This is a genomic window from Marichromatium sp. AB31 (genome assembly GCF_003718685.1).
In the GTDB taxonomy this organism is placed as follows: Bacteria; Pseudomonadota; Gammaproteobacteria; order Chromatiales; family Chromatiaceae; genus Marichromatium; species Marichromatium gracile.
In genome coordinates this window covers 8,694-27,091 of sequence record NZ_RHFI01000029.1, presented here as the reverse complement: position 1 = coordinate 27,091, position 18,398 = coordinate 8,694, and the positions used below count along the sequence as shown (strand labels likewise).

At 69.5% G+C, this 18,398-nt stretch carries 20 protein-coding genes; 12 read left to right on the top strand and 8 right to left on the bottom strand.

The annotated features are described in order from the left end of the window. Window positions 1–113 precede the first annotated feature (113 nt). Window positions 114–2,120, bottom strand: a complete 2,007-nt coding sequence (locus tag EBL84_RS15145) for a sodium-translocating pyrophosphatase (protein ID WP_123141579.1) — start codon at window positions 2,118–2,120, stop codon at window positions 114–116. 253 nt (window positions 2,121–2,373) lie between these two features. Between EBL84_RS15145 and pdxA the strand changes: the two genes are divergently transcribed. Then, entirely contained in the window at window positions 2,374–3,372 is a 999-nt protein-coding gene (gene pdxA, locus EBL84_RS15140; RefSeq protein ID WP_165913415.1) for a 4-hydroxythreonine-4-phosphate dehydrogenase PdxA, read from the top strand. A 178-nt stretch (window positions 3,373–3,550) separates the two neighbouring features. On the opposite strand, the gene EBL84_RS15135 is transcribed toward pdxA, so the two are convergent. Next, window positions 3,551–4,501 (bottom strand): Gfo/Idh/MocA family protein, encoded by a 951-nt coding sequence (locus EBL84_RS15135; protein WP_123141577.1) that lies wholly within the window; start codon window positions 4,499–4,501, stop codon window positions 3,551–3,553. Between the two features lie 66 nt (window positions 4,502–4,567). Then, entirely contained in the window at window positions 4,568–4,741 is a 174-nt protein-coding gene (locus EBL84_RS17130) for a hypothetical protein (RefSeq protein WP_165913414.1), read from the bottom strand. A 157-nt stretch (window positions 4,742–4,898) separates the two neighbouring features. Between EBL84_RS17130 and apaG the strand changes: the two genes are divergently transcribed. Both apaG and EBL84_RS15125 read left to right on the top strand, forming a co-directional pair. After that, window positions 4,899–5,273 carry a Co2+/Mg2+ efflux protein ApaG gene (gene apaG / locus EBL84_RS15130; RefSeq protein ID WP_062272940.1) on the top strand — a complete coding sequence of 125 codons (375 nt, stop codon included), beginning with the start codon at window positions 4,899–4,901 and terminating at the stop codon, window positions 5,271–5,273. 6 nt (window positions 5,274–5,279) lie between these two features. Next, window positions 5,280–6,122, top strand: a complete 843-nt coding sequence (locus tag EBL84_RS15125) for a symmetrical bis(5'-nucleosyl)-tetraphosphatase (protein ID WP_123141576.1) — start codon at window positions 5,280–5,282, stop codon at window positions 6,120–6,122. On the opposite strand, the gene EBL84_RS15120 is transcribed toward EBL84_RS15125, so the two are convergent. Further along, entirely contained in the window at window positions 6,119–6,634 is a 516-nt protein-coding gene (locus tag EBL84_RS15120) for a dihydrofolate reductase (protein ID WP_123141575.1), read from the bottom strand. The genes EBL84_RS15125 and EBL84_RS15120 overlap by 4 nt on opposite strands. 91 nt (window positions 6,635–6,725) lie before the next feature. Here EBL84_RS15120 and EBL84_RS15115 point away from each other — a divergent pair, with 91 nt between their 5' ends. The 9 genes from EBL84_RS15115 to EBL84_RS15070 all read left to right on the top strand — a co-directional run bounded on the left by EBL84_RS15115 (window position 6,726) and on the right by EBL84_RS15070 (window position 14,255). Next, window positions 6,726–7,598: a CPBP family intramembrane glutamic endopeptidase gene (locus tag EBL84_RS15115; protein ID WP_123141574.1), complete on the top strand. Its 873-nt coding sequence runs from the start codon at window positions 6,726–6,728 to the stop codon at window positions 7,596–7,598. A 368-nt stretch (window positions 7,599–7,966) separates the two neighbouring features. Next, window positions 7,967–8,401 (top strand): Tat pathway signal sequence domain protein, encoded by a 435-nt coding sequence (locus EBL84_RS15110; protein WP_123141573.1) that lies wholly within the window; start codon window positions 7,967–7,969, stop codon window positions 8,399–8,401. A 212-nt stretch (window positions 8,402–8,613) separates the two neighbouring features. Beyond that, window positions 8,614–9,354, top strand: a complete 741-nt coding sequence (locus tag EBL84_RS15100) for a MotA/TolQ/ExbB proton channel family protein (RefSeq protein WP_123141589.1) — start codon at window positions 8,614–8,616, stop codon at window positions 9,352–9,354. Then, entirely contained in the window at window positions 9,344–9,742 is a 399-nt protein-coding gene (locus EBL84_RS15095) for a biopolymer transporter ExbD (protein WP_123141572.1), read from the top strand. Before EBL84_RS15100 ends, EBL84_RS15095 begins: the two co-directional genes overlap by 11 nt. Beyond that, on the top strand, window positions 9,739–10,152 hold the full coding sequence (locus EBL84_RS15090; protein WP_123141571.1) for a biopolymer transporter ExbD: 414 nt from the start codon (window positions 9,739–9,741) through the stop codon (window positions 10,150–10,152). The genes EBL84_RS15095 and EBL84_RS15090 overlap by 4 nt, the downstream gene beginning before the upstream one ends. Next, the gene (locus EBL84_RS15085; protein ID WP_123141570.1) at window positions 10,152–10,907 is read left to right on the top strand and encodes an energy transducer TonB; all 756 of its coding nucleotides are present in this window, start codon (window positions 10,152–10,154) and stop codon (window positions 10,905–10,907) included. The genes EBL84_RS15090 and EBL84_RS15085 overlap by 1 nt, the downstream gene beginning before the upstream one ends. A 183-nt stretch (window positions 10,908–11,090) precedes the next feature. Then, window positions 11,091–11,408, top strand: a complete 318-nt coding sequence (locus EBL84_RS15080; RefSeq protein ID WP_123141569.1) for a c-type cytochrome — start codon at window positions 11,091–11,093, stop codon at window positions 11,406–11,408. 66 nt (window positions 11,409–11,474) lie between these two features. Beyond that, window positions 11,475–11,993 (top strand): flavodoxin, encoded by a 519-nt coding sequence (locus tag EBL84_RS15075; protein WP_123141568.1) that lies wholly within the window; start codon window positions 11,475–11,477, stop codon window positions 11,991–11,993. A gap of 117 nt (window positions 11,994–12,110) precedes the next feature. Further along, on the top strand, window positions 12,111–14,255 hold the full coding sequence (locus EBL84_RS15070; RefSeq protein WP_123141567.1) for a cation-translocating P-type ATPase: 2,145 nt from the start codon (window positions 12,111–12,113) through the stop codon (window positions 14,253–14,255). 18 nt (window positions 14,256–14,273) lie between these two features. Here the strand turns inward: EBL84_RS15070 and EBL84_RS15065 are convergent, their stop codons facing one another. The 4 genes from EBL84_RS15065 to EBL84_RS15055 all read right to left on the bottom strand — a co-directional run bounded on the left by EBL84_RS15065 (window position 14,274) and on the right by EBL84_RS15055 (window position 17,819). Then, entirely contained in the window at window positions 14,274–15,032 is a 759-nt protein-coding gene (locus tag EBL84_RS15065; protein ID WP_123141566.1) for a hypothetical protein, read from the bottom strand. Continuing rightward, window positions 15,029–15,163, bottom strand: coding sequence for a hypothetical protein (locus tag EBL84_RS17495; protein WP_255419403.1), 135 nt, complete (start codon window positions 15,161–15,163; stop codon window positions 15,029–15,031). Before EBL84_RS17495 ends, EBL84_RS15065 begins: the two co-directional genes overlap by 4 nt. Window positions 15,164–15,423: 260 nt before the next feature. After that, on the bottom strand, window positions 15,424–17,364 hold the full coding sequence (locus EBL84_RS15060) for a TonB-dependent siderophore receptor (RefSeq protein ID WP_123141565.1): 1,941 nt from the start codon (window positions 17,362–17,364) through the stop codon (window positions 15,424–15,426). Continuing rightward, the gene (locus tag EBL84_RS15055; RefSeq protein WP_148040312.1) at window positions 17,361–17,819 is read right to left on the bottom strand and encodes a hypothetical protein; all 459 of its coding nucleotides are present in this window, start codon (window positions 17,817–17,819) and stop codon (window positions 17,361–17,363) included. The genes EBL84_RS15060 and EBL84_RS15055 overlap by 4 nt, the downstream gene beginning before the upstream one ends. Between the last annotated feature and the right edge of the window lie 579 nt (window positions 17,820–18,398).

The window sequence follows — 18,398 nt, the reverse complement described above, 5'->3', positions numbered from 1 at the left end:
TACTCAACCATCGTCCAAAACGCCAACGCCCCCGACGGAGCGGGGGCGTTGGTACGCGCATCGCGGCATCCCTGCCGCCCGCGGGACCAGAGGGCCCCGCAGAGATCAGCCGATCAACCGAGCAGCGGCGCGATGGTCAGGCTGACGATCGCCATCACGTTGATGAGGATGTTCATCGACGGACCCGAGGTGTCCTTGAAGGGGTCGCCGACGGTGTCACCGACCACGGTGGCCGCGTGCACGGTCGAACCCTTGCCGCCGAGGTTCCCCTTCTCGACATACTTCTTGGCGTTATCCCAGGCACCACCGGAGTTGGCCATGGTCAGCGCCAGCAGCACGCCGCTGAGCAGGGCGCCGCCGAGCATGCCGCCGAGCGCCTCGGGACCGATGCCGAAACCGACCAGCGCGGGCGCGGCCACGGCGATCACCCCGGGGAGGATCATCTTCTTCAGCGCCGCGGTGGTGGCGATGTCGACACAGCGCGCGGTATCGGGCTGGGCCTCGCCCTGGAGCAGGCCGGGGATCTCGCGGAACTGGCGACGGATCTCGTTGATCATCTCGAAGGCCGCGTCACCGACGGCGGTCATGGTGATCGAGGCGATCAGGAAGGGCACCGCACCGCCGATCAGCATGCCCATCAGCACGGTGGGATCACCGAGGCTGAGCTCGAAGTCGGGCAGGTGATGGTGCAGCGTGGCGATATAGGCGGCGATGATGGTCAGCGCCGCGAGTGCCGCAGCACCGATGGCGAAGCCCTTGCCGATGGCCGCGGTGGTATTGCCGAGCTCGTCGAGCGAGTCGGTGATGCCACGGGTCTCGGCGCCCAGGCCGCCCATCTCGGCGATGCCGCCGGCGTTGTCGGCGACCGGACCATAGGCGTCGATCGCCATGGTGATACCGACGGTGGCGAGCATGCCCACGGCGGCGATGCCGACGCCGTAGAGACCGGCGAGGTGGCTGGAGACGAAGATGATCAGCGCAATGGTCAGCACCGGGATGACCACCGACTGCATGCCCACGGCCAGCCCCGAGATCATCACCGTGGCGGTACCGGTCTCACCGGACTCGGCGATACGACGCACCGGCGTGGACGAGGTGTAGTACTCGGTGACCAGACCGATCACCATGCCACCGGCGGCACCGGCGAGCACCGACCACCAGATGCCGTTGGAGACATCCATCATCATCACCAGCAGGAAGGAGGCGGCCATGAACAGCAGGCTCGAGGCGGTGGTGCCGATGCGCAGCGCGGTGGCCGGCTGCTTCGCCGAGACCTGCTTGACCAGGAAGATACCGGCGATCGAGCACAGCAGACCGACCGAGGCCAGCGCCAGCGGCAGGAACATCAGCGAGGACTGATCGCCCAGCACGTCGAGCGAGGCCGCGGTCAGGGTCGCGGCGATGGCGATGGTGGCGATCTGCGCGCCACAGTAGGACTCGAAGATGTCCGAGCCCATGCCGGCGACGTCGCCGACGTTGTCGCCGACGTTATCGGCGATCACGCCAGGGTTGCGCGGATCGTCCTCGGGGATGCCGGCCTCGACCTTGCCGACCAGATCGGCGCCGACGTCGGCGCTCTTGGTGAAGATGCCGCCACCGACACGATAGAAGAGCGCCACCGAGGAGGCACCGACACCGAAGCCGTGGATGGCGTGCGAGCTCTCCGGATCACCACCGAAGAGCAGATAGAGGAAGCCCAGACCGAGCAGACCGAGCGAGGCGACCAGCAGCCCCATCACGGAACCACCGAAGAAGGCGACGGTCAATGCAGAGGCTGCGCCATCCTTGTGGGCCGCGGCGGTGGTACGCACGTTCGACTTGGTGGCCGAGAACATGCCGAGATACCCGGCTGCGGCCGAGGCGCCGGCACCGATCACGAAGGCCAGCGCGGTCTTCCAGCCAAGGAAGAAATAGAGCAGCACCAATACCACGGCACAGAAGACGGCGAGCATGACCAGCTCGCGACGCATGAAGACCATGGCGCCGAGATGGATCTCATCGGCGATCTTCTTGATCTTGTCTTCGCCCTCGGGATACTGCAGGACCAGCTTGTAGATGGAGTAGGCAACCCATAGGCCACCCGCCCCGAACAATAAAGGAATCAACGCATTAGCTGACATCTGAACTCCTCAGTCCATCGGTCGTTGGGGGGTGTAAAACCGCGCCGGTTATAGCAGATAATGCACCGAAAAGCGATTGAACCGTCATCCCTCCGTCATTACCCGGTCGTCGTCCGACAGCCCGTTCAGGGCGCATCAGCACTCACCACATCATGCCGATCACGCAAGCATCGGCGTTACACTGCTTCGCAGGCAGCGCCGCCAGGCGATGGGCGGCCATTCCATCCTCAGCCAGAGAGGCCCCGAAGACAGCATGCAAGCACCGCGACGACTGGCGATCACCCCCGGCGAACCGGCAGGGATCGGCCCCGACCTGGTGGCCCGGCTCGCCCAGGTCCCACAATCCGCCGAGCTGGTGGCGATCGCCGACCCGCACCTGTTGCGCGCCCGCGCCCGCGCCATCGGGCTCGAACTCGAGACCCTGCCCTTTGAGCCCGACCAACCGCCGACGCCGACCCCGGCGGGCGCCATCCGGGTGATGCCGGTGACGCTGCGCGCCCCGGTCACCCCCGGCCAGCTCGACCCGACCAACGCCGACTATGTGCTCGAGACCCTCGCCTGGGCCTGCGACGGCTGTCGCGACGGCGGCTTCGACGCCCTGGTCACCGGCCCGGTGCACAAGGGGGTGATCAACGACGCCGGCCTCCCCTTCACCGGGCACACCGAGTTCCTCGCCGAGCGCTGCCGCGCCCACCCGGTGATGATGCTCGCCACCGACGAGCTGCGGGTGGCGCTGGTCACCACCCATCTGCCGCTCGCCGCGGTCCCGGCGGCGATCACCCGCGAGCGCGTCGAGCTGACCCTGGAACTGCTCGGGCGCGACCTGCGCGAGCGTTTCGGCATCGCCCGACCCCGCATCCTGGTGTGCGGACTCAACCCGCACGCCGGCGAGGGCGGCTATCTGGGACGCGAGGAGATCGAGGTGATCGAGCCGGCGCTGGCGCGACTGCGCGACTCGGGGATGGAGCTGATCGGCCCGCTGCCGGCCGACACCGCCTTCGTCCCCGAGCGCATCGCCGCGAGCGACGCGGTGGTGGCGATGTATCACGACCAAGGGCTGCCGGTGCTCAAGCACCTCGGCTTCGGACGCGCGGTCAATGTCACCCTGGGGTTGCCGATCATCCGCACCTCGGTCGATCACGGTACCGCGCTCGATCTCGCCGGTACCGATCGTGCCGATCTCGGCAGTCTCGAACAGGCGCTGGCGCTGGCGCAGCGGATGGCCGAGCAGGTGCACGCCAACCCCGGCTGAGGCTCGTCACGGAACCACGCCGCGGCGCATGACTCGAAACCAACGCAGAGCGGCCCCGGTGGCGGACGCCACCGGGGCCGCGTGCCCATCGACCGTCGCGCCCGGGCTTACAGCCTTCCTTAGCGGAGGCTGGTCGCGCTGCCGCTGGAGGTCGACCCGAACCGCCGGGAGGCGCGGCTCAGGCGCCGATGCGGGCGCGCACCTCGAGCGCGACCTCGAGCGCCTTGAGTCCGGTGCGCCCGTCGACCAGCGGCGCGCCACCGCCACGCACCGTCTCGACGAAGGCGGCGATCTCGCAGTCGAGCGGCTTGACCGCCTCGACCTGCACCCGCTCGCGCTCGATGCGCGGACGCGGCTCGCCCTCGACCTGGTGCGGCGCGGCGATGTCGATGGTCTGGGCGATGAAGTCGAGGGCGAGATAGCGACGCGGCTGGAACACCCGGATGCGGCGCGTGGTGCGCTCCGAGACGCGGCTGGCGACGACGTTGGCCACCGCGCCGTTGGTGAACTCGAGCCGGGCGTTGGCGATGTCGACGTGCTCGGTGAGCACCGAGGTGCCGACCGCCGAGATGTGGCTGATCTCGGCGCCGATCAGCGAGAGGATGATGTCGATGTCGTGGATCATCAGATCGGAGACCACGTCGACATCGGTGGCGCGCTCGACGAACCCGCCCATGCGCTGCGCCTCGATATAGCGCGGCGCCTCGATACGCTGGGCGAGCGCCATCACCCCGGCGTTGAAACGCTCGACATGACCGATCTGCAGGGTCGCGCCGTTCTGCTCGGCCAGGCGCACCAGCTCGCGCCCCTCCTCGGCGGTGGTGGCGATCGGCTTCTCCAGCAGTACGTGGATACCGCGCGAGAGGAAGGGGGCGGCCGCCTCGAGGTGCGCGGTGGTCGGCACCACCACGCTGACCGCGTCGACCCCGTGCGCGATCAGCGCCGCGGCGTCGGCGAACACGGCGCAGCCGGCCTCATCGGCGATGGCGCGCGCGCGCGCCGGGTCGGCATCGACCACGCCGACCAAGTCGACCTCGGGGTGACGGGAGTAGATCAGGGCATGGAAGCGCCCGAGATAACCGACGCCGATGACGGCGACGCGGAGTCTGGATTGGGAGGAAGAGGACATCGAACGAGACCTGACTGGAAGGGGTCGGGTGGCCGGTTCACCGGGGCGTCCCGCGGGAGGCCCCGGTCAACCGCCGACACTGTCGGCTGGCGGCGTCTGCTTGGCGAGCGGCAACTCACCCGAGCCGTGATAGAGATTGACCTGATACGCGAGCGTCACGGACATCCCGATGGTGACGGCGACCAGGAGGATCGAGAACAGATCGGGCTTCCGGCGACGGCGTTTGGCGTTGAGGGACATACCGGGGATCATTTCCAGTAAACTGTGAGTAAAAGTTTAGAAGATCATGAAATTATTGGAATGGTAATCGGCAACCCAAATCGATCCGGATTGCTCCGTGCGCCCGTGCAACTATTATCACGTACCCAAGACAGGCTTGTCTGCTAGGGAGATCCCAGTGTCCGAACCCGCAATCAAAATCTCCGCCAACAGCCGTTATCTGCCCGAGCGCTCATCGCCCGATGAAGGGCACTATGTGTTCGCCTATACCATCGTCATCGAGAACCTCGGTGACGAGGCGGCACAACTGCTCGACCGGCACTGGATCATCACCGATGCCGACGGCAACGCGCAGGAGGTCCGCGGCCAGGGCGTGGTCGGCGAACAGCCGCGACTCGAACCCGGCGAGCGCTACGAGTACACCAGCGGCACCGTACTCCCCACCCCGCTCGGCAGCATGCACGGCAGCTACGGCATGATCGACGCCGCCGGCACCCGCTTCGAGGCCACCATCCCGGCCTTCTCGCTGGCCTCGATCACCACCCTGCACTGATCGCCCATGGCCACCTATGCCATCGGCGACGTCCAGGGCTGCCACAGCGAATTGATGGCGCTGCTCGAGCGCCTGGCGTTCGACCCGGCGCACGACCGGCTGTGGTTCGCCGGCGACCTGGTCAACCGCGGACCGGACTCGCTCGCGGTGCTGCGCTTCGTGCGCGGGCTCGGCGAGCGCGCGGTCGTGGTGCTCGGCAACCACGATCTGCACCTGCTCGCACTCGCCGCCGGCAACCGCAAGCACGCCGGCAAGAGCACCCTGGGCGCGGTGCTCGACGCCCCCGATCGCGACGCCCTGCTCGACTGGCTGCGCCACCGCCCGCTGCTCCATCACGACGCCGCGCTCGGCTACGCCATGGTCCACGCCGGGCTGGCGCCGCAGTGGGACCTGACCGAGGCCCTGGACTGCGCCGCCGAGCTCGAAGGGGTGCTGCGCGGCCCCCGGCATCGCGACTTCTTCCGCGCCATGTACGGCAACCAACCGGCGCGCTGGTCGAGCACCCTGAGCGGTACCGAGCGCTGGCGTTTCATCACCAACGCCTTCACCCGGCTGCGCTACTGCGCCGCCGACGGTACCCTGGCGCTCAAGGAGAAGGGCGCGCTCGGCGCCCAGTCGCCCGGGCTGCTGCCCTGGTTCCAGGTGCCGGGCCGGCGCAGCGCCGCCAGCCGCATCCTCTTCGGCCACTGGTCGACACTCGGCTATCGCGCCGGCGACAACACCTGGGCGCTCGACAGCGGCTGTCTGTGGGGCGGCGCACTGACCGCGGTGCGGCTCGACCCGGAAGGCCCCTCGGCGCCGATCCAGCTCGACTGCCGGGGCTATCTGCGCCCGGGCAAGGGCGACTAGTCGGCCACCCGCTCCAGCTCGACGAAGCTCATCGCATGACGGTTGCGCGCATCGGCCGGGCGCTCGTGGCGTGCCACCTCGCGCCACTGCGCAGGATCGAGCGTCGGGAAGCGGGCATCGCCCGCGACCTCGGCATGCACCCGGGTGAGCTGGAGGCGCCCGGCGCGCGCCAGCGCCTCGGCATAGACCCGGGCGCCGCCGACGATCATCAGCTGCTCGACCGCGCCAGCGGCAGCGATCGCCGCATCGAGCGAGTGCACCACCTCGGCGCCCTCGGCGCGATAGTGGCGGTCGTGTGTGAGCACCAGATGACGGCGGCGCGGCAGCAGCCCGGGCAGCGACTCCCAGGTGCGCCGCCCCATGACGATGGGACGATCGAGGGTGAGCGCCTTGAAGTGGGCGAGATCCGCGGGCAGGTGCCAGGGCAGCGCGTTGTCGCGACCGATCACGTCGTTGTCGGCCACCGCGGCCACCAGCACGAGTTCGGGGGTGGCGGGTCGATCTGGGGTCATCTGTTGGATCCGTTCGGGAGGTCGGCACGACTTTGCGGAGGCACCGGGTTTTGCCGACAATGGCCCGACGCCTCAGCCACCGAAGCCTACCATGCGTGCCACCTCGTTGTTCTTCCTCTATCTCTTCGTCTGTCTCGCGCTCGCCGCGCTGCTCACCGGCCCGCTGATGCAGACCGGCTGGATCGACTACGAGACCCAGCGGGTGATGGGCCGGCTGGCGCAGGTGTTCATCCTGCTCGGGCTGTGGCCGCTGCTGATCGCGCTGCGGCTGAACACGCGCGCGGCGCTCGGCCTCGACCACCCGGCGGCACGGTTGCGCCGTACCGTCTGGCAGGGCTGGGTGCTCGGCGTCGCCATCCTGCTGGCGCTGGCGCTGGCACTGCTCGGACTCGGCATCCGCATCCCCGACCCGACCCCACCGGGCTGGGCGGCGCTCGCCTCGCGGGCGCTGCAGGCGCTGATCGGCGGTCTGCTGATCGGGCTGCTGGAGGAGGCCTTCTTCCGCGGCGCGCTCTATTCCGCCATCCGTCGCGACAGCGGGGTGCGCTCGGCGGTGCTGTGGAGCGCCGGACTCTACGCGGTGCTGCACTTCATGAAGCCCGGTGAACTGCCGCCGGGGATGGCGCTCGATGCCGCCGGGCTGTGGTACATGTTCAGCCACGTCTTCATCGACCTGTTCCAGTGGCACCACCTCGACTCCATGGTGGCGCTGTTCATGGTCGGGGTGTTCCTCGCCCTGGTGCGCGAGCGCAGCGGTCACATCGGCTGGTGCATCGGGCTGCATGCCGGCTGGGTGCTGGTGATCCAGGTCACGCGCCAGCTCACCGACGGCGACCCGGGCGCGTCCCTGGCCTTCCTCGCCGGCGACTACGACGGCACCATCGGCTGGCTCGCGGCGGCCTGGATCGGGCTGCTCGCCGCGCTCTACTGGTGGTGGACGGGTCGCGCCGTGCGCCGACGCTGATCCCCCCGCCCCTCGCGCCACCGCGGCGGACCTGCCGCGAGGGCTGCCAGCGGATCCGGCTCGACAGATCGCCCGGCGCAATGCCGGCGGTGGAAGCACACAACAGGGGGCGCATCGAAGCGATGCCGGACGTGGGCGCACGCGAAGCTGCCCGTCGATCCCTCGTGCATCGACCGCCTCCTCGGCGATCGCGCTGATCCTCCAATCCATACCGGCAGTTCCCTCGGCCGCGTGCGCTGATTGCATCTCATCTTGCTACGTCCCCCAAGGCACCGCAAGCCCGTGCGTTGCCCCTACCAACGGGCTGGTTTATAGTGATAATGAGAACGCATCTTGATTGCAAGGATTGCTAACCCCGAGTCCACACCATGACCCAGAGCTCCCGGATCCCGAGCGCGCTCGCGCTCGTCACTACCCTTTTTTGTGCCCCAGCCCAGGCCGCCACGCCACCGGAGGGCGGTCTCGAGGTCGAGCTCAACAAGCTCGAGCAACGCGCCGACGCCTGCGTGACCTACCTGGTCTTCGGCAACCGCACCGCCGTCGATCTCACCAGTCTGCAGCTCGAACTGGTGCTGTTCGACGACCAGGGCCTGATCCAGCAGCGACTCGCCCTCGAGGCCGCGCCCCTCGCCGCCGGCAAGACCAGCGTCAAGCTGTTCGAGGTGGCCGACACCCGCTGCGAGCAGATCGGACGCATCCTCGTCAACGGCATCGGTGCCTGCTCCAGCGCCGAGGGCACGCTCACCGACTGTCTCCAGCGCATCGAGCCCAGCTCGCGCCTCTCCACGAAACTCTTCAAGTGAGCGCCACGCGCGCAGGACTGGATACCATGACCCCACCCGCGACCACCGCCACCGAGCAGCCGACCCCGATCACCGAGGCCCCGGACGCATCCCTGGAGGCCGCCGCCACGACGCCCGCCCCGGACATCGAGCCCACGGCCGCCACCGACGCCGCGACCGCCGTCGACCCCACCGCCCTCGTCGACCCCTCGCCCTGGGCGGGGCTGATCGGAATGGCGCAGGAGCGGCTGAGTGTGTTCACCGAGGTCGGCGGTCCGGTGCTGGCGAGTCTCGCCGTGCTCTCGGTGGTGGCCGCAGCCATCATCCTGGTCAAGCTGTGGCAGTTCGCGCGGCTGCGCATCGACGCCCGCGCCCCGGTCGACGAGGCGCTGCTGCTGTGGCACCAACGCGACGTCCACGGCGCGCTGCGCAAGCTCGAGGAGCGCCCGCAGCCGGTCTCGCGGGTGGTCCATCTGGCGCTGGTCGGGCTGCGCCATCCCAAGCTCGACCTGACGCTGCTGCGCGAGGAGATCGCCCGCGTCGCCAGCCTCCAGCTCGAGCAGCTGCGCAGCCATCTGCGCGCGCTGGAGATCATCGCCGCGCTCAGCCCGCTGCTCGGCCTGCTCGGCACCGTGCTCGGCATGATCGAGGCCTTCCGTCAGCTCGAGCAGGCCGGCGCTCAGGTCGACCCCTCGATCCTCTCCGGCGGCATCTGGCAGGCGCTGCTGACCACCGCCGCCGGCCTCACCCTGGCGATTCCGGTGGTGATCGCGCACAGCTGGCTGGAGCGTCGTGTCGAGCGCTGCGGTCATCGCATGGAGGATGCCGTCACCCGGGTGTTCACCCGCGATCTCGCCGGCGCCGAGGACGAGGCCGCGATCCCCGAGCAGACAGCGGCACGCGCGCCCGTCGACCCTGCCCCCGAGACCGGAGCAGCAGCGCTGATCACGCCCAGGGTCGAGTATGCGTCTTGACCTCGCCCGGCGCGTTCGGCGCAACCCGATTTCGCTGACCCCGCTGATCGACGTGGTGTTCATCCTGCTGCTGTTCTTCATGCTCGCCTCGCACTTCGATCAGTGGCGCGCGCTCGCGCTCGACGCGCGCGGCGCCAAGGTCGGCGCGACAGCACCGAGCGCGGCGCGCGCGGCGATGCTGGTGCGACTGCATGCCGACGCCCGGCTCGATCTCGGCGGCGAACCGCTCACCCCGGCGCAACTCGAACGGCGTGTCGTCGAGGCGCTCGACCGCGACCCCGAACTGATCGTGGTGATCCAGTCCGACCCCGAGGTCGAACTGCAAACCATCGTCTCCACCATCGACCGTCTGGTCGCGGCCGGCGCCCCGGAGGTGCGACTGCAATGAAGTTCGCTCATCGCCATCAGCGACCCAGCGGCGACGATCAGCTGATCCCGCTGATCAACGTCATCTTCCTGATGCTGATCTTCTTCATGCTCGCCGGGCGCATCGCCCCCAGCGACCCGATCGAGATCGAGCCGCCGCACTCGACCGAGGCCCCGGAGGCGCTGGCGCCCCAGCCCGAGCAACGCACCCTGCTGATCGCCGCCGACGGTGCACTCGCGCTCGACGGCACGGCGCTCGCCGCCGCCGCGCTGCAGCAACGGCTCGCCGCCTGGCACCAGGCCGTGCCCAGCGGCGAGCTGCGCATCAAGGCCGATGCCCGACTCAGCTCCCGCCAGCTCCAGGAGACCCTGACGCTGCTGCGCGAGCTCGGCATCGAACACATCACCCTACTGGCGACGCAAGCGAGCTGATGGAGATCCGATCCCGACACTGGCTGGCGGCGGCGGCGCTGGCGCTGCTGCTGCACGGGTCGCTGCTGATGGCGCTGACCCGCCCGAGCCAGCCCGAACCCGTGGCGGTCATCCCCTACGAGATCGCACTCGGCGGGCTCCCCGGCCCCGCCGCCGAGCCGGCGAGCGCCGCGCCACTGGCCGCGCCGGCACCGATCCCGGCGGCCACACCGGCCCTGACCCCGTTGACCCCGGTCGCCCAAGCCGAGCTGGTGCCGGTGCGCGAACTCGAACCCGAGCCGCCCAAGCCCAAGCCGAAACCGGTCAAGCCCACGCCCAAGCCGCAACCCAAGCCCCAAGCGAGGCCGCAACCACCACGCACCGAGCAGCCGGTGCATCGCGCCCCCGGCGGCACCGGCTCCGGCCAGGGCAGCGCCAAGGGCAGCAGCCAGGGCAGCGGCGGAGGAGGCGGCGGCTCGGGCACGGTGCGCAGCGGCAACTACTACGGCAAGCTCGCTCACTGGCTCGATCGTCACAAACGCTATCCGCGCCAGGCCCGACGGCTGCGCCAGCAGGGGCGAGTCGAGATCTCCTTCACCATCGACCGTCAGGGACGGCTGGTCGCGCACCGCATCGTCTCCAGCTCCGGCCATCCGTTGCTCGACGCCGAGGTCAAGGCGATGCTCCAGCGCGCCAACCCGATGCCACGCCCACCGGCGGAGATCGCGCGCGACCGGCTCACGATCCAGGTGCCCATCGACTTCGCGCTGCGTTGAGCGCGAGCGCGACCTGGCCTTGCGCAAAAGCTAATGCGAACACTTAGCATTTGCATTAAAAAGACGATCGACCTATGCTCGCCCCGAGCAACAGCGCCCGGCACCGACCAGTCCGACCACCTCCACGGACAGGCCGGCACGGCCGGGCCCACCCCATCGACCCCTTCCCCGAAGGATCCAACCATGCGCAGTCTGACCCCATCCCTTCGTCACGGTCTTGCCCTCTCGCTCCTGCTCGCCGCCCCCTTCGCCAACGCCAGCCCGGAACTGGCCCAGCAGAGCGGCTGCCTGGTCTGCCATCAGGTCGACAGCAAGATCATCGGCCCGGCCTACCGCGACATCGCCGCCAAGTATCGCGCTCAGGCGGATGCCAAGGCCAAGCTGGTCGCCAAGGTCAAGCAGGGGGGCGTGGGCGTCTGGGGCGACATGCCGATGCCACCGAACGCGCACGTCAGCGACGCCGACATCGACACCCTGGTGACCTGGGTCCTCGGGCTGTGACCCGCTGCCGGTGGCCGTCACGACCGCCACCGGCACACCAACCGCCCCGTCATGGAGACCCTTGCAATGCAGCAGATCGGACTCTTCTTCGCCACCGACACCGGCACCACCGAGACCATCGCCCAGCGCATCCAGCACCATCACTTCTCTCCCGACACCCTGGCGCTGCACCCGTTCGACGAGAGCGACGCGGCACTGATCGACAGCCATCGCGCGCTGATCTTCGGCACCCCCACGGTCGGCTACGGCGACTACCCCTATGCGCTCGAACGCTTTCTCGACCAGCTCGACGCGGTCGACTTCAACGACCGCCCGGTGGCGCTCTTCGGCCTCGGCGACCAGCTGGGCTACCCGGATGTCTTCGTCGACGCCCTGGGGATGTTCCACGCCGAACTCGCGGCGCGCGGCGCCCGGCTGATCGGTTACTGGCCGACCGAGGGTTACGACTACGAGGCCTCCAAGGCCGATCTCAGCGACGGCCAGTTCTGTGGGCTGGTGCTCGACGAGGACAACCAGCCGGGGCTGACCGAGGCCCGACTGGCGCGCTGGATCGAGCAGATCCGTCCCGCACTGAGCGCCGCCTGAGACGGCAGTGAGGAGCCGCTTGCGCGATCGCAATGCACTACACAGCGATAAGCGCAACCATTCTCATTCACAAAAATCCTCAGTCATGCACCACGGCCGGTGCGGGAGTCGTTGCCGATGATCCAGATCCGTCACCAGATCCCGGGACGCATCCGGCTACGCATCCCCGCGCTGGCCCGCAACCGCCCGCTCGCCGACTGGATCGAGCACGAGCTGGGCGCGGTGCCCGGCGTCGAGCAGGCCACCTGCAACCCCGGCTGCGCCTCGCTGGTGGTGCGCTACGGCCACTCGCGGCTCGACCCCGAGACCATCCGCGCCCATCTCGAGGCGATCATCGCCCACCCCATCGACCCCACCCGGCTGACCTGCGACCCCGCGGACGGCCGCTGTCGCAGCTGCCAACGCGGCGCGCAAGACCAGACGCCGACGCTGGGACGGATCCTCTCGCTGGTGCTGCTCGCCGGCTATCTCGGCTACGTGCTGATCCGCGAGCACCTGCTCAAGCGCCCGGTCGCCCAGAACCCGCTCAGCCCCACCGGGGTGATCGCCCTGGCCGGGGCCATCCCGCTGCTGCGCGACGCCTGGCACGAGACCTTCGTCGAGCGCCGCTTCAGCCTCCATCAGTTCCTCGCCTTCTCGCTGGTACTCGGCATCCTCATGGGCGAGGCGCTCACCGCCTTCGAGATCATCCTGGTGCTGCGCGGCGGCGAGCTGCTCGAGGGCTTCGTCGCCAACCGCTCGCGCCGCGCCATCCGCCGCATGCTCGCGCTCTCGGTCAAGGACGCCTGGGTGTGGGTCGACGGTCAGGAGCTGCAGGTCGCGGTCGCCGAGCTACGCGAGGGCGACCGGGTGGTGGTACGCACCGGCGAGAAGATCCCGATCGACGGGGTCATCGAGCACGGCGAGGCCGAGCTCAACGAGGCGAGCATCAGCGGGCGCTCGGAGCCGGTGTTCAAGCAGGTCGGCGACGCGGTCTTCGCCGGCGGCTATGTCGAGCGCGGCGTCATCCGCATCCGCGCCGAACGTGTCGGCGAGGCGACCTATCTGGCGCGGATGGCCGCGCTGGTCGACGCCTCGCTCGATCAGAAGGCGCCGGTGCAGCAGCGCGCCGACGAGCTGGCCGCGCGGCTGCTGCGCCTCGGCACCCTGTCGACCCTCGCCACCCTGGTACTCACCCGCAGCGTCGAGCGCGCCCTCACCGTGATGCTGGTGATGTCCTGCCCCTGCTCGACCGTACTCGCCGCCGCCACCGCGGTGAGCGCGGCGCTGCACAGCGCCACCCGGCGACAGATGCTGATCAAGGGCGGCATCCATCTCGAGCGCGTCGGCACCGCGCCCTGTCTCTGCTTCGACAAGACCGGCACCCTCACCACCGAGACCCCGGAGGTCGCCACCGTGATCGGCGACGACGAGGACGCCCTGCTCTACTGGGCGGCCTCGGCCGAGCACCACAACACCCATGCGCTCGCCCACGCCATCGTCCGCCACGCCGAGACCCTGGGGATCGAGCCCGACACCTGCGGCATCAGCGAGCATCTGCTCGGTCACGGACTGGAGGCCCGCATCGGCGAGCATCGGGTGCTGGTCGGCAACGCGCGGATGATGGCCTCGGGCAAGGTCTCGCTGCGCCGCTACAAGGCCGCCGCCGAACAGCTCATCGACTCCGGCCTGACCGCGGTCTATGTCGCCCTCGACGGCAAGGCGCTGGGGGTGATCGGCATCCGTCACCAGCTCCGCGCCGAGGTCCACGAGACCCTGGCGCGACTGCGTGCCGACGGCGTCAGCCATATCGCGCTGATCTCCGGCGACGAGCCGCGGGTGGCCGCCGCCCTGGCCGAGGAGCTGGGGCTCGACAGCTGTCATGGCGGACGTCTGCCCGAGGACAAGGCCGAGGTGGTGCGCGCGCTGCGCGCGGAGCACGGCGCCGTGGTGATGGTCGGCGACGGGGTCAACGACGCCCTGGCGCTGGCCGAGGCCGACATCGGCATCGCCATGGGCAGCGGCGGCTCGGAGGTGGCCATCGAGGTCGCCGACATCGCCCTGGCCGACAGCGCCATGGGCAACCTCGCCGAGCTGCGCGCGCTCAGCCGCCAGACCCTGCGCGTCGCCGACCAGAACTACTATCTCGCCGTCGGCACCGACGTCGCCGGCATCGCGCTCGGTGCCGCCGGCATCCTCAGCCCGGCGATGGGCGGGCTGATCCACGTCACCCACACCCTCGGCATCCTCGCCAACTCCTCGCGGTTGCTGCGCGCGCGCTGAGCGCGCCCGGCGAGGGCGTCAGGACAGCGCCGCCAGCGCCGGCGGCGCGGCCCCCGGACGTCGCGCCAACGGCGCACGCTGACGGCCCACCGGGCAGCGGGTGCGCCGATCGGCCTCGACCAGCGCCACCCCCAGCTCCAGCCCCAGACCACAGAGCACGTTCAACACCCCGGGCGGCAGACAGCGCGCCAGCGCGCACCAGAGCGCGGCGACCGCGACCCCCTGGGGGCGACGGTCGTCGAACAGCAGCGCCACCACCAGGGTCTCGCCGCGCTGCAGGATGCGCAGCGCACGCGCCAGCTCGGGCAACGGGTCGGCGCTCACCGACACCGCCAGCCAGCGCACGCCACGGGCGTCGATCGCCACCCCGCCGCGCGGCTCGCCGCGCAGATCGGACTCCAGCGCCTGGCGCCAGGCCGCACGCACCAGCCGACTCGGTTCGCACCAGACCGCGGCGGCCTGCTCACAGTCCGAGCGACAGCCGGCGATGCCCTGCTCGAAGCGCCGTCGATCGATCAGCCCCCCGACCTGGTCGAGCCGCGCCGCGCGTGCGGCGCTGCCGCGGACCTGCCAGACCTGGGCGGCGACCCCGGCGGCGGCGATCGCCGCGGTCACATCCAGCCCGGAGGAGCGCGCCACCCGCACCGGCCCGACCCTGAACGCGGCCCCCGACCAGGGGATGCGCCAGCAGCCGCCGACCAGGTTGGCGAGCTGACGGGAGGCCACCGGCGCAGCCTCCGCGTCACCCGGGTCGGCGAGCATCGTCGCCGCGCTCATCGGCGCACCTGCGCGACGACCTCGGCGCCCGGCGCCATCGCCCCGGTGGCACCGTGTTCGGGCAGCAGCATCAGGCAGAGCAGCGCGGCGATGACGGCGATCGGCGGCAGGAGTGACAGGTGAAGACGCATGCGAAGACCTCCCGAGGCCCGGTGCACGCGCGACAGCGCGGATGGCCGGACTTCACAATTAGATGATAACGGTTATCATTATTACCCATTGAGCCGATGACCGCAATACCCGAGAGCAGGACTCACCTAATCATGTCGCAGCCATCCACCGGGGCACGCTACCGGCGATGCGCCGCGCCGCGCGGTCGACTCGAGCTGCGTCGGCCCGCACGGGCCGACGCAGCCGGAGCGCTGAGCACCACAGGACGCGCGGCGGCGGCTCAGAACCGCCCCTCGACCCCGAGATAGACGGCGCGCCCGACCAACAGCAGGTCGTCGTCGCGCACGTCGAACAGGTTGTCGACGCCGAGGCGCAGGTCGAGCCCGGCGACCAGCGGACGCGACAGGTCGAGGTTCCACACCCCGGTGCCCTTCTCGCGCCCGGAGACCGAGTCGAGCACCCCGAGGCTGTAGTCGCCGACCAGGCTCACCCCCAGATCCCAGGGGCGATAGTCGTAGTCGAGGGTGGCGACCAGACGATGGCGCGGCCGGTCCTGGAGGCGGGTATCGGCCTCGGTGTCGTTGGCATCGAGATAGCTGTACTGCAGCCCGACCCCGAGATCGGCGCTCGGGCGCCAGTCGAGCGCGGTCTCGACGCCCTGCAGCAGCGCCGTGCCGATGTTGGCGTACTGATAGATCGGCTTGCCGTCGGCGCGCCGATCGATGGTGCGCACATCGATCAGGTCGTCGACCCAGTTGCGAAAGACCCCCAGGCTCGCCTGCCAGGCGCCCCAGTGTCCCTCGATCCCGAGGTCCAGGCTGGTCGACTGCTCGGGCTCCAGGTCGGGATTGCCGAGCCGGGTGAACTTCGGCTTGGTGACATCGACATAGAGATCGCGCACCGTCGGCACCCGATAGCCCTGGCCGAGCTGGGCGCGCAGCCGCAGCCCGCGATCGCCACCGTCGAACAGCCTGTAGACGGCGCCGAGGCTGCCGGTGGCGCGGTCGTCGAACTGGTCGGAGGCGTCGTAGCGACCGCCGAGCACCAGCTCCAGGCGCGACGAGACCTGCCACTGGTCCTGCAGATAGAAGGCCGAGTAGTCGATGGTCGACTCCGAGCCGAGGGTGAGGATGCCGTCACGCTCGACCTCGTAGACCCCCTCGCCGCTGTCGATGGTGTTGCCCTCGAAGGCCTCCTGGCGGTACTCGGCGCCGAGGGTGAGATGGTGGTCGTCCCAGGGACGCCAGCCGAACTGCCCCTCGACCACCGTGCGCACCATCTCGACCTCGTCGAAGTCGATCAGCCGACCGCTGGACTCATCACTGAGCTCGCGATCCTTGTCGAGTTCGGAGCGATAGACGCGCAGCCGCCCGTCGCGCTCGCCGTCGTCGTACTCGAGCGCGAGCGCGAGATCGGTGCGGGTATCGTCCTCGTCGGTGCGCTGCAGCCCGCCCTTGCCGGCCAGGGTGCTGTAGGCGCTGTCGCTCTGCAGATGGGCGAGATCGGCCACCAGTCGCCAGTCCGGGGCGAGACGCCAGTCGAGGCCGAGCGCAAAGCGGTTGAAGCGCTCGCGCTCGATCTGGGTCTCGCCGTCGTCGAGTGCGACCTCGCCCTGATCGATCGTCGTCCCGGAGAGCGACACCCCGAGCCCGGGCAGCGGCGTGATCACGCCATAGACATCGCCCTCGCAGCGCGAGCCGTCGTCGAGTTCATAACCGGTGCAGCGGGCGCGCCAGTCGAGCCGGGGCGCGGTGGGGTCGCGGGTGATGACGTTGATCACCCCGCCGAGCGCATCGGCGCCGTAGAGGGTGCTGCCCGGACCGCGCACGATCTCGACGCGCTCGACGTCGGCCAAGGGGATACGACTGAGCTCGTAGCGCTGCGAGGGCTCAGCGGCCACCCGTCGACCGTCGATCAGGATCAGTGTCTGCTCGTTGGAGAAGCCGCGAATCGAGACCGTCTTGTTGGTCCCCCTGCGCTGCAGGTGGACACCCTGGGCCAGCGGCAGCACATCGCCGAGCCGACTGGCGTCGTGCCGCTCGATGGTGTCGCGATCGAGTACCTGCACCGCCGCCGGCACCCGGTCGAGCGAGGTCTGAGAGCGGGTGGCGGTGACACTGATCGCCCCCAGCTCGACGACCGGATCGGCCAGCGCCGGGACGAGCCCGGCGCCACAGACCAACCCCAGCATCAGGGATCCACGGACACGAGGATCGCTCATCGCGCGACCTCCGCCGCTACCGGCGTGGTCAGGCGGGTGAACTGCTCGGCGCTGGTCAGCTCACGCAGCCGTCCCAGGGCCTCGATGCGCAGCTCGGTGATCTCACGCTCGAGCCGGGCCAGCTCGTCGAGCTCGGGGGCCAGCTCCGCGACCGTCGCGCCACGCTCGAGCACCGCCGCGCGCAACCGTCGTTCGAGCGACTGGGCCTGCTCGATCCGAGGCATGATGCGCGCAGGATAGACCTGCAACAACGCACGCTGGATGCGCTCGCGCTGCTCAGTGGGCAGCTCCAGGATCGCCACCGGGAGCCGGGTATGGGGCAGCGACAGCAGCTCGACCTCGTGCATGGTGCCGTGATGGTCGTCTGCCTGCGTCCGGGGCGCCTCCTGCGCCAGGGCCGGGGCGATAGCGAACGCGCACAACAGCGCAAGCGTCCGAGGACGGGAGAGGGACATGATCGGGCCTCCTTTGGAGGGGCATCTGGAAAAGGACCGACCAAGTTAATGGAACGATAACGATTCTCAAATGCGAGATATCAATGGCAATGGGTAGCGGCCAGCTTCCAGTCGCCAGTCGACAGAGAGGGTGAACCGCAAAGCCGCGAAGAACGCGAAGAGAAGACAGGCTTTCTGCTGTCAGCCGCCAGCGAGAGGAGCAGGCTCGTCTCGTATCGCCAAGGTTGACCGCAAACCGGAGGCTGCCTGTTAACAAGGAGGGGACAGCCACCTGTTAACAAGGAGGGGACAGCCACCAGTTGCCAGCCACCAGCGACCAGCCATCAGTGAGCGTTGACCTCAACGACTGGCGCAGGGCACGAGAGGCTTTACTGCTGTCTGTCGTTCCCAGGAAAGGGAGGACAATGCGGAGGACGCCCCCTAGGAGGAAGGAGGGGACAGCGACCAGCCACCAGTGAGCGTTGACCTCAACGACTGGCGCAGGGCACGAGAGGCTTTACTGCTGTCTGTCGTTCCCAGGAAAGGGAGGACAATGCGGAGGACGCCCCCTAGGAGGAAGGAGGGGACAGCGACCAGCCA

What these genes read in the sequence shown, in the direction of transcription:
- EBL84_RS15145 (WP_123141579.1), bottom strand. Translation starts at nt 2,120, where the DNA reads ATGTCAGCTAATGCGTTGATTCCTTTATTGTTCGGGGCGGGTGGCCTA.
- pdxA (WP_165913415.1), top strand. Translation starts at nt 2,374, where the DNA reads ATGCAAGCACCGCGACGACTGGCGATCACCCCCGGCGAACCGGCAGGG.
- EBL84_RS15135 (WP_123141577.1), bottom strand. Translation starts at nt 4,501, where the DNA reads ATGTCCTCTTCCTCCCAATCCAGACTCCGCGTCGCCGTCATCGGCGTC.
- EBL84_RS17130 (WP_165913414.1), bottom strand. Translation starts at nt 4,741, where the DNA reads ATGTCCCTCAACGCCAAACGCCGTCGCCGGAAGCCCGATCTGTTCTCG.
- EBL84_RS15125 (WP_123141576.1), top strand. Translation starts at nt 5,280, where the DNA reads ATGGCCACCTATGCCATCGGCGACGTCCAGGGCTGCCACAGCGAATTG.
- EBL84_RS15120 (WP_123141575.1), bottom strand. Translation starts at nt 6,634, where the DNA reads ATGACCCCAGATCGACCCGCCACCCCCGAACTCGTGCTGGTGGCCGCG.
- EBL84_RS15115 (WP_123141574.1), top strand. Translation starts at nt 6,726, where the DNA reads ATGCGTGCCACCTCGTTGTTCTTCCTCTATCTCTTCGTCTGTCTCGCG.
- EBL84_RS15110 (WP_123141573.1), top strand. Translation starts at nt 7,967, where the DNA reads ATGACCCAGAGCTCCCGGATCCCGAGCGCGCTCGCGCTCGTCACTACC.
- EBL84_RS15100 (WP_123141589.1), top strand. Translation starts at nt 8,614, where the DNA reads ATGGCGCAGGAGCGGCTGAGTGTGTTCACCGAGGTCGGCGGTCCGGTG.
- EBL84_RS15095 (WP_123141572.1), top strand. Translation starts at nt 9,344, where the DNA reads ATGCGTCTTGACCTCGCCCGGCGCGTTCGGCGCAACCCGATTTCGCTG.
- EBL84_RS15090 (WP_123141571.1), top strand. Translation starts at nt 9,739, where the DNA reads ATGAAGTTCGCTCATCGCCATCAGCGACCCAGCGGCGACGATCAGCTG.
- EBL84_RS15085 (WP_123141570.1), top strand. Translation starts at nt 10,152, where the DNA reads ATGGAGATCCGATCCCGACACTGGCTGGCGGCGGCGGCGCTGGCGCTG.
- EBL84_RS15080 (WP_123141569.1), top strand. Translation starts at nt 11,091, where the DNA reads ATGCGCAGTCTGACCCCATCCCTTCGTCACGGTCTTGCCCTCTCGCTC.
- EBL84_RS15075 (WP_123141568.1), top strand. Translation starts at nt 11,475, where the DNA reads ATGCAGCAGATCGGACTCTTCTTCGCCACCGACACCGGCACCACCGAG.
- EBL84_RS15070 (WP_123141567.1), top strand. Translation starts at nt 12,111, where the DNA reads ATGATCCAGATCCGTCACCAGATCCCGGGACGCATCCGGCTACGCATC.
- EBL84_RS15065 (WP_123141566.1), bottom strand. Translation starts at nt 15,032, where the DNA reads ATGAGCGCGGCGACGATGCTCGCCGACCCGGGTGACGCGGAGGCTGCG.
- EBL84_RS17495 (WP_255419403.1), bottom strand. Translation starts at nt 15,163, where the DNA reads ATGCGTCTTCACCTGTCACTCCTGCCGCCGATCGCCGTCATCGCCGCG.
- EBL84_RS15060 (WP_123141565.1), bottom strand. Translation starts at nt 17,364, where the DNA reads ATGAGCGATCCTCGTGTCCGTGGATCCCTGATGCTGGGGTTGGTCTGT.
- EBL84_RS15055 (WP_148040312.1), bottom strand. Translation starts at nt 17,819, where the DNA reads ATGTCCCTCTCCCGTCCTCGGACGCTTGCGCTGTTGTGCGCGTTCGCT.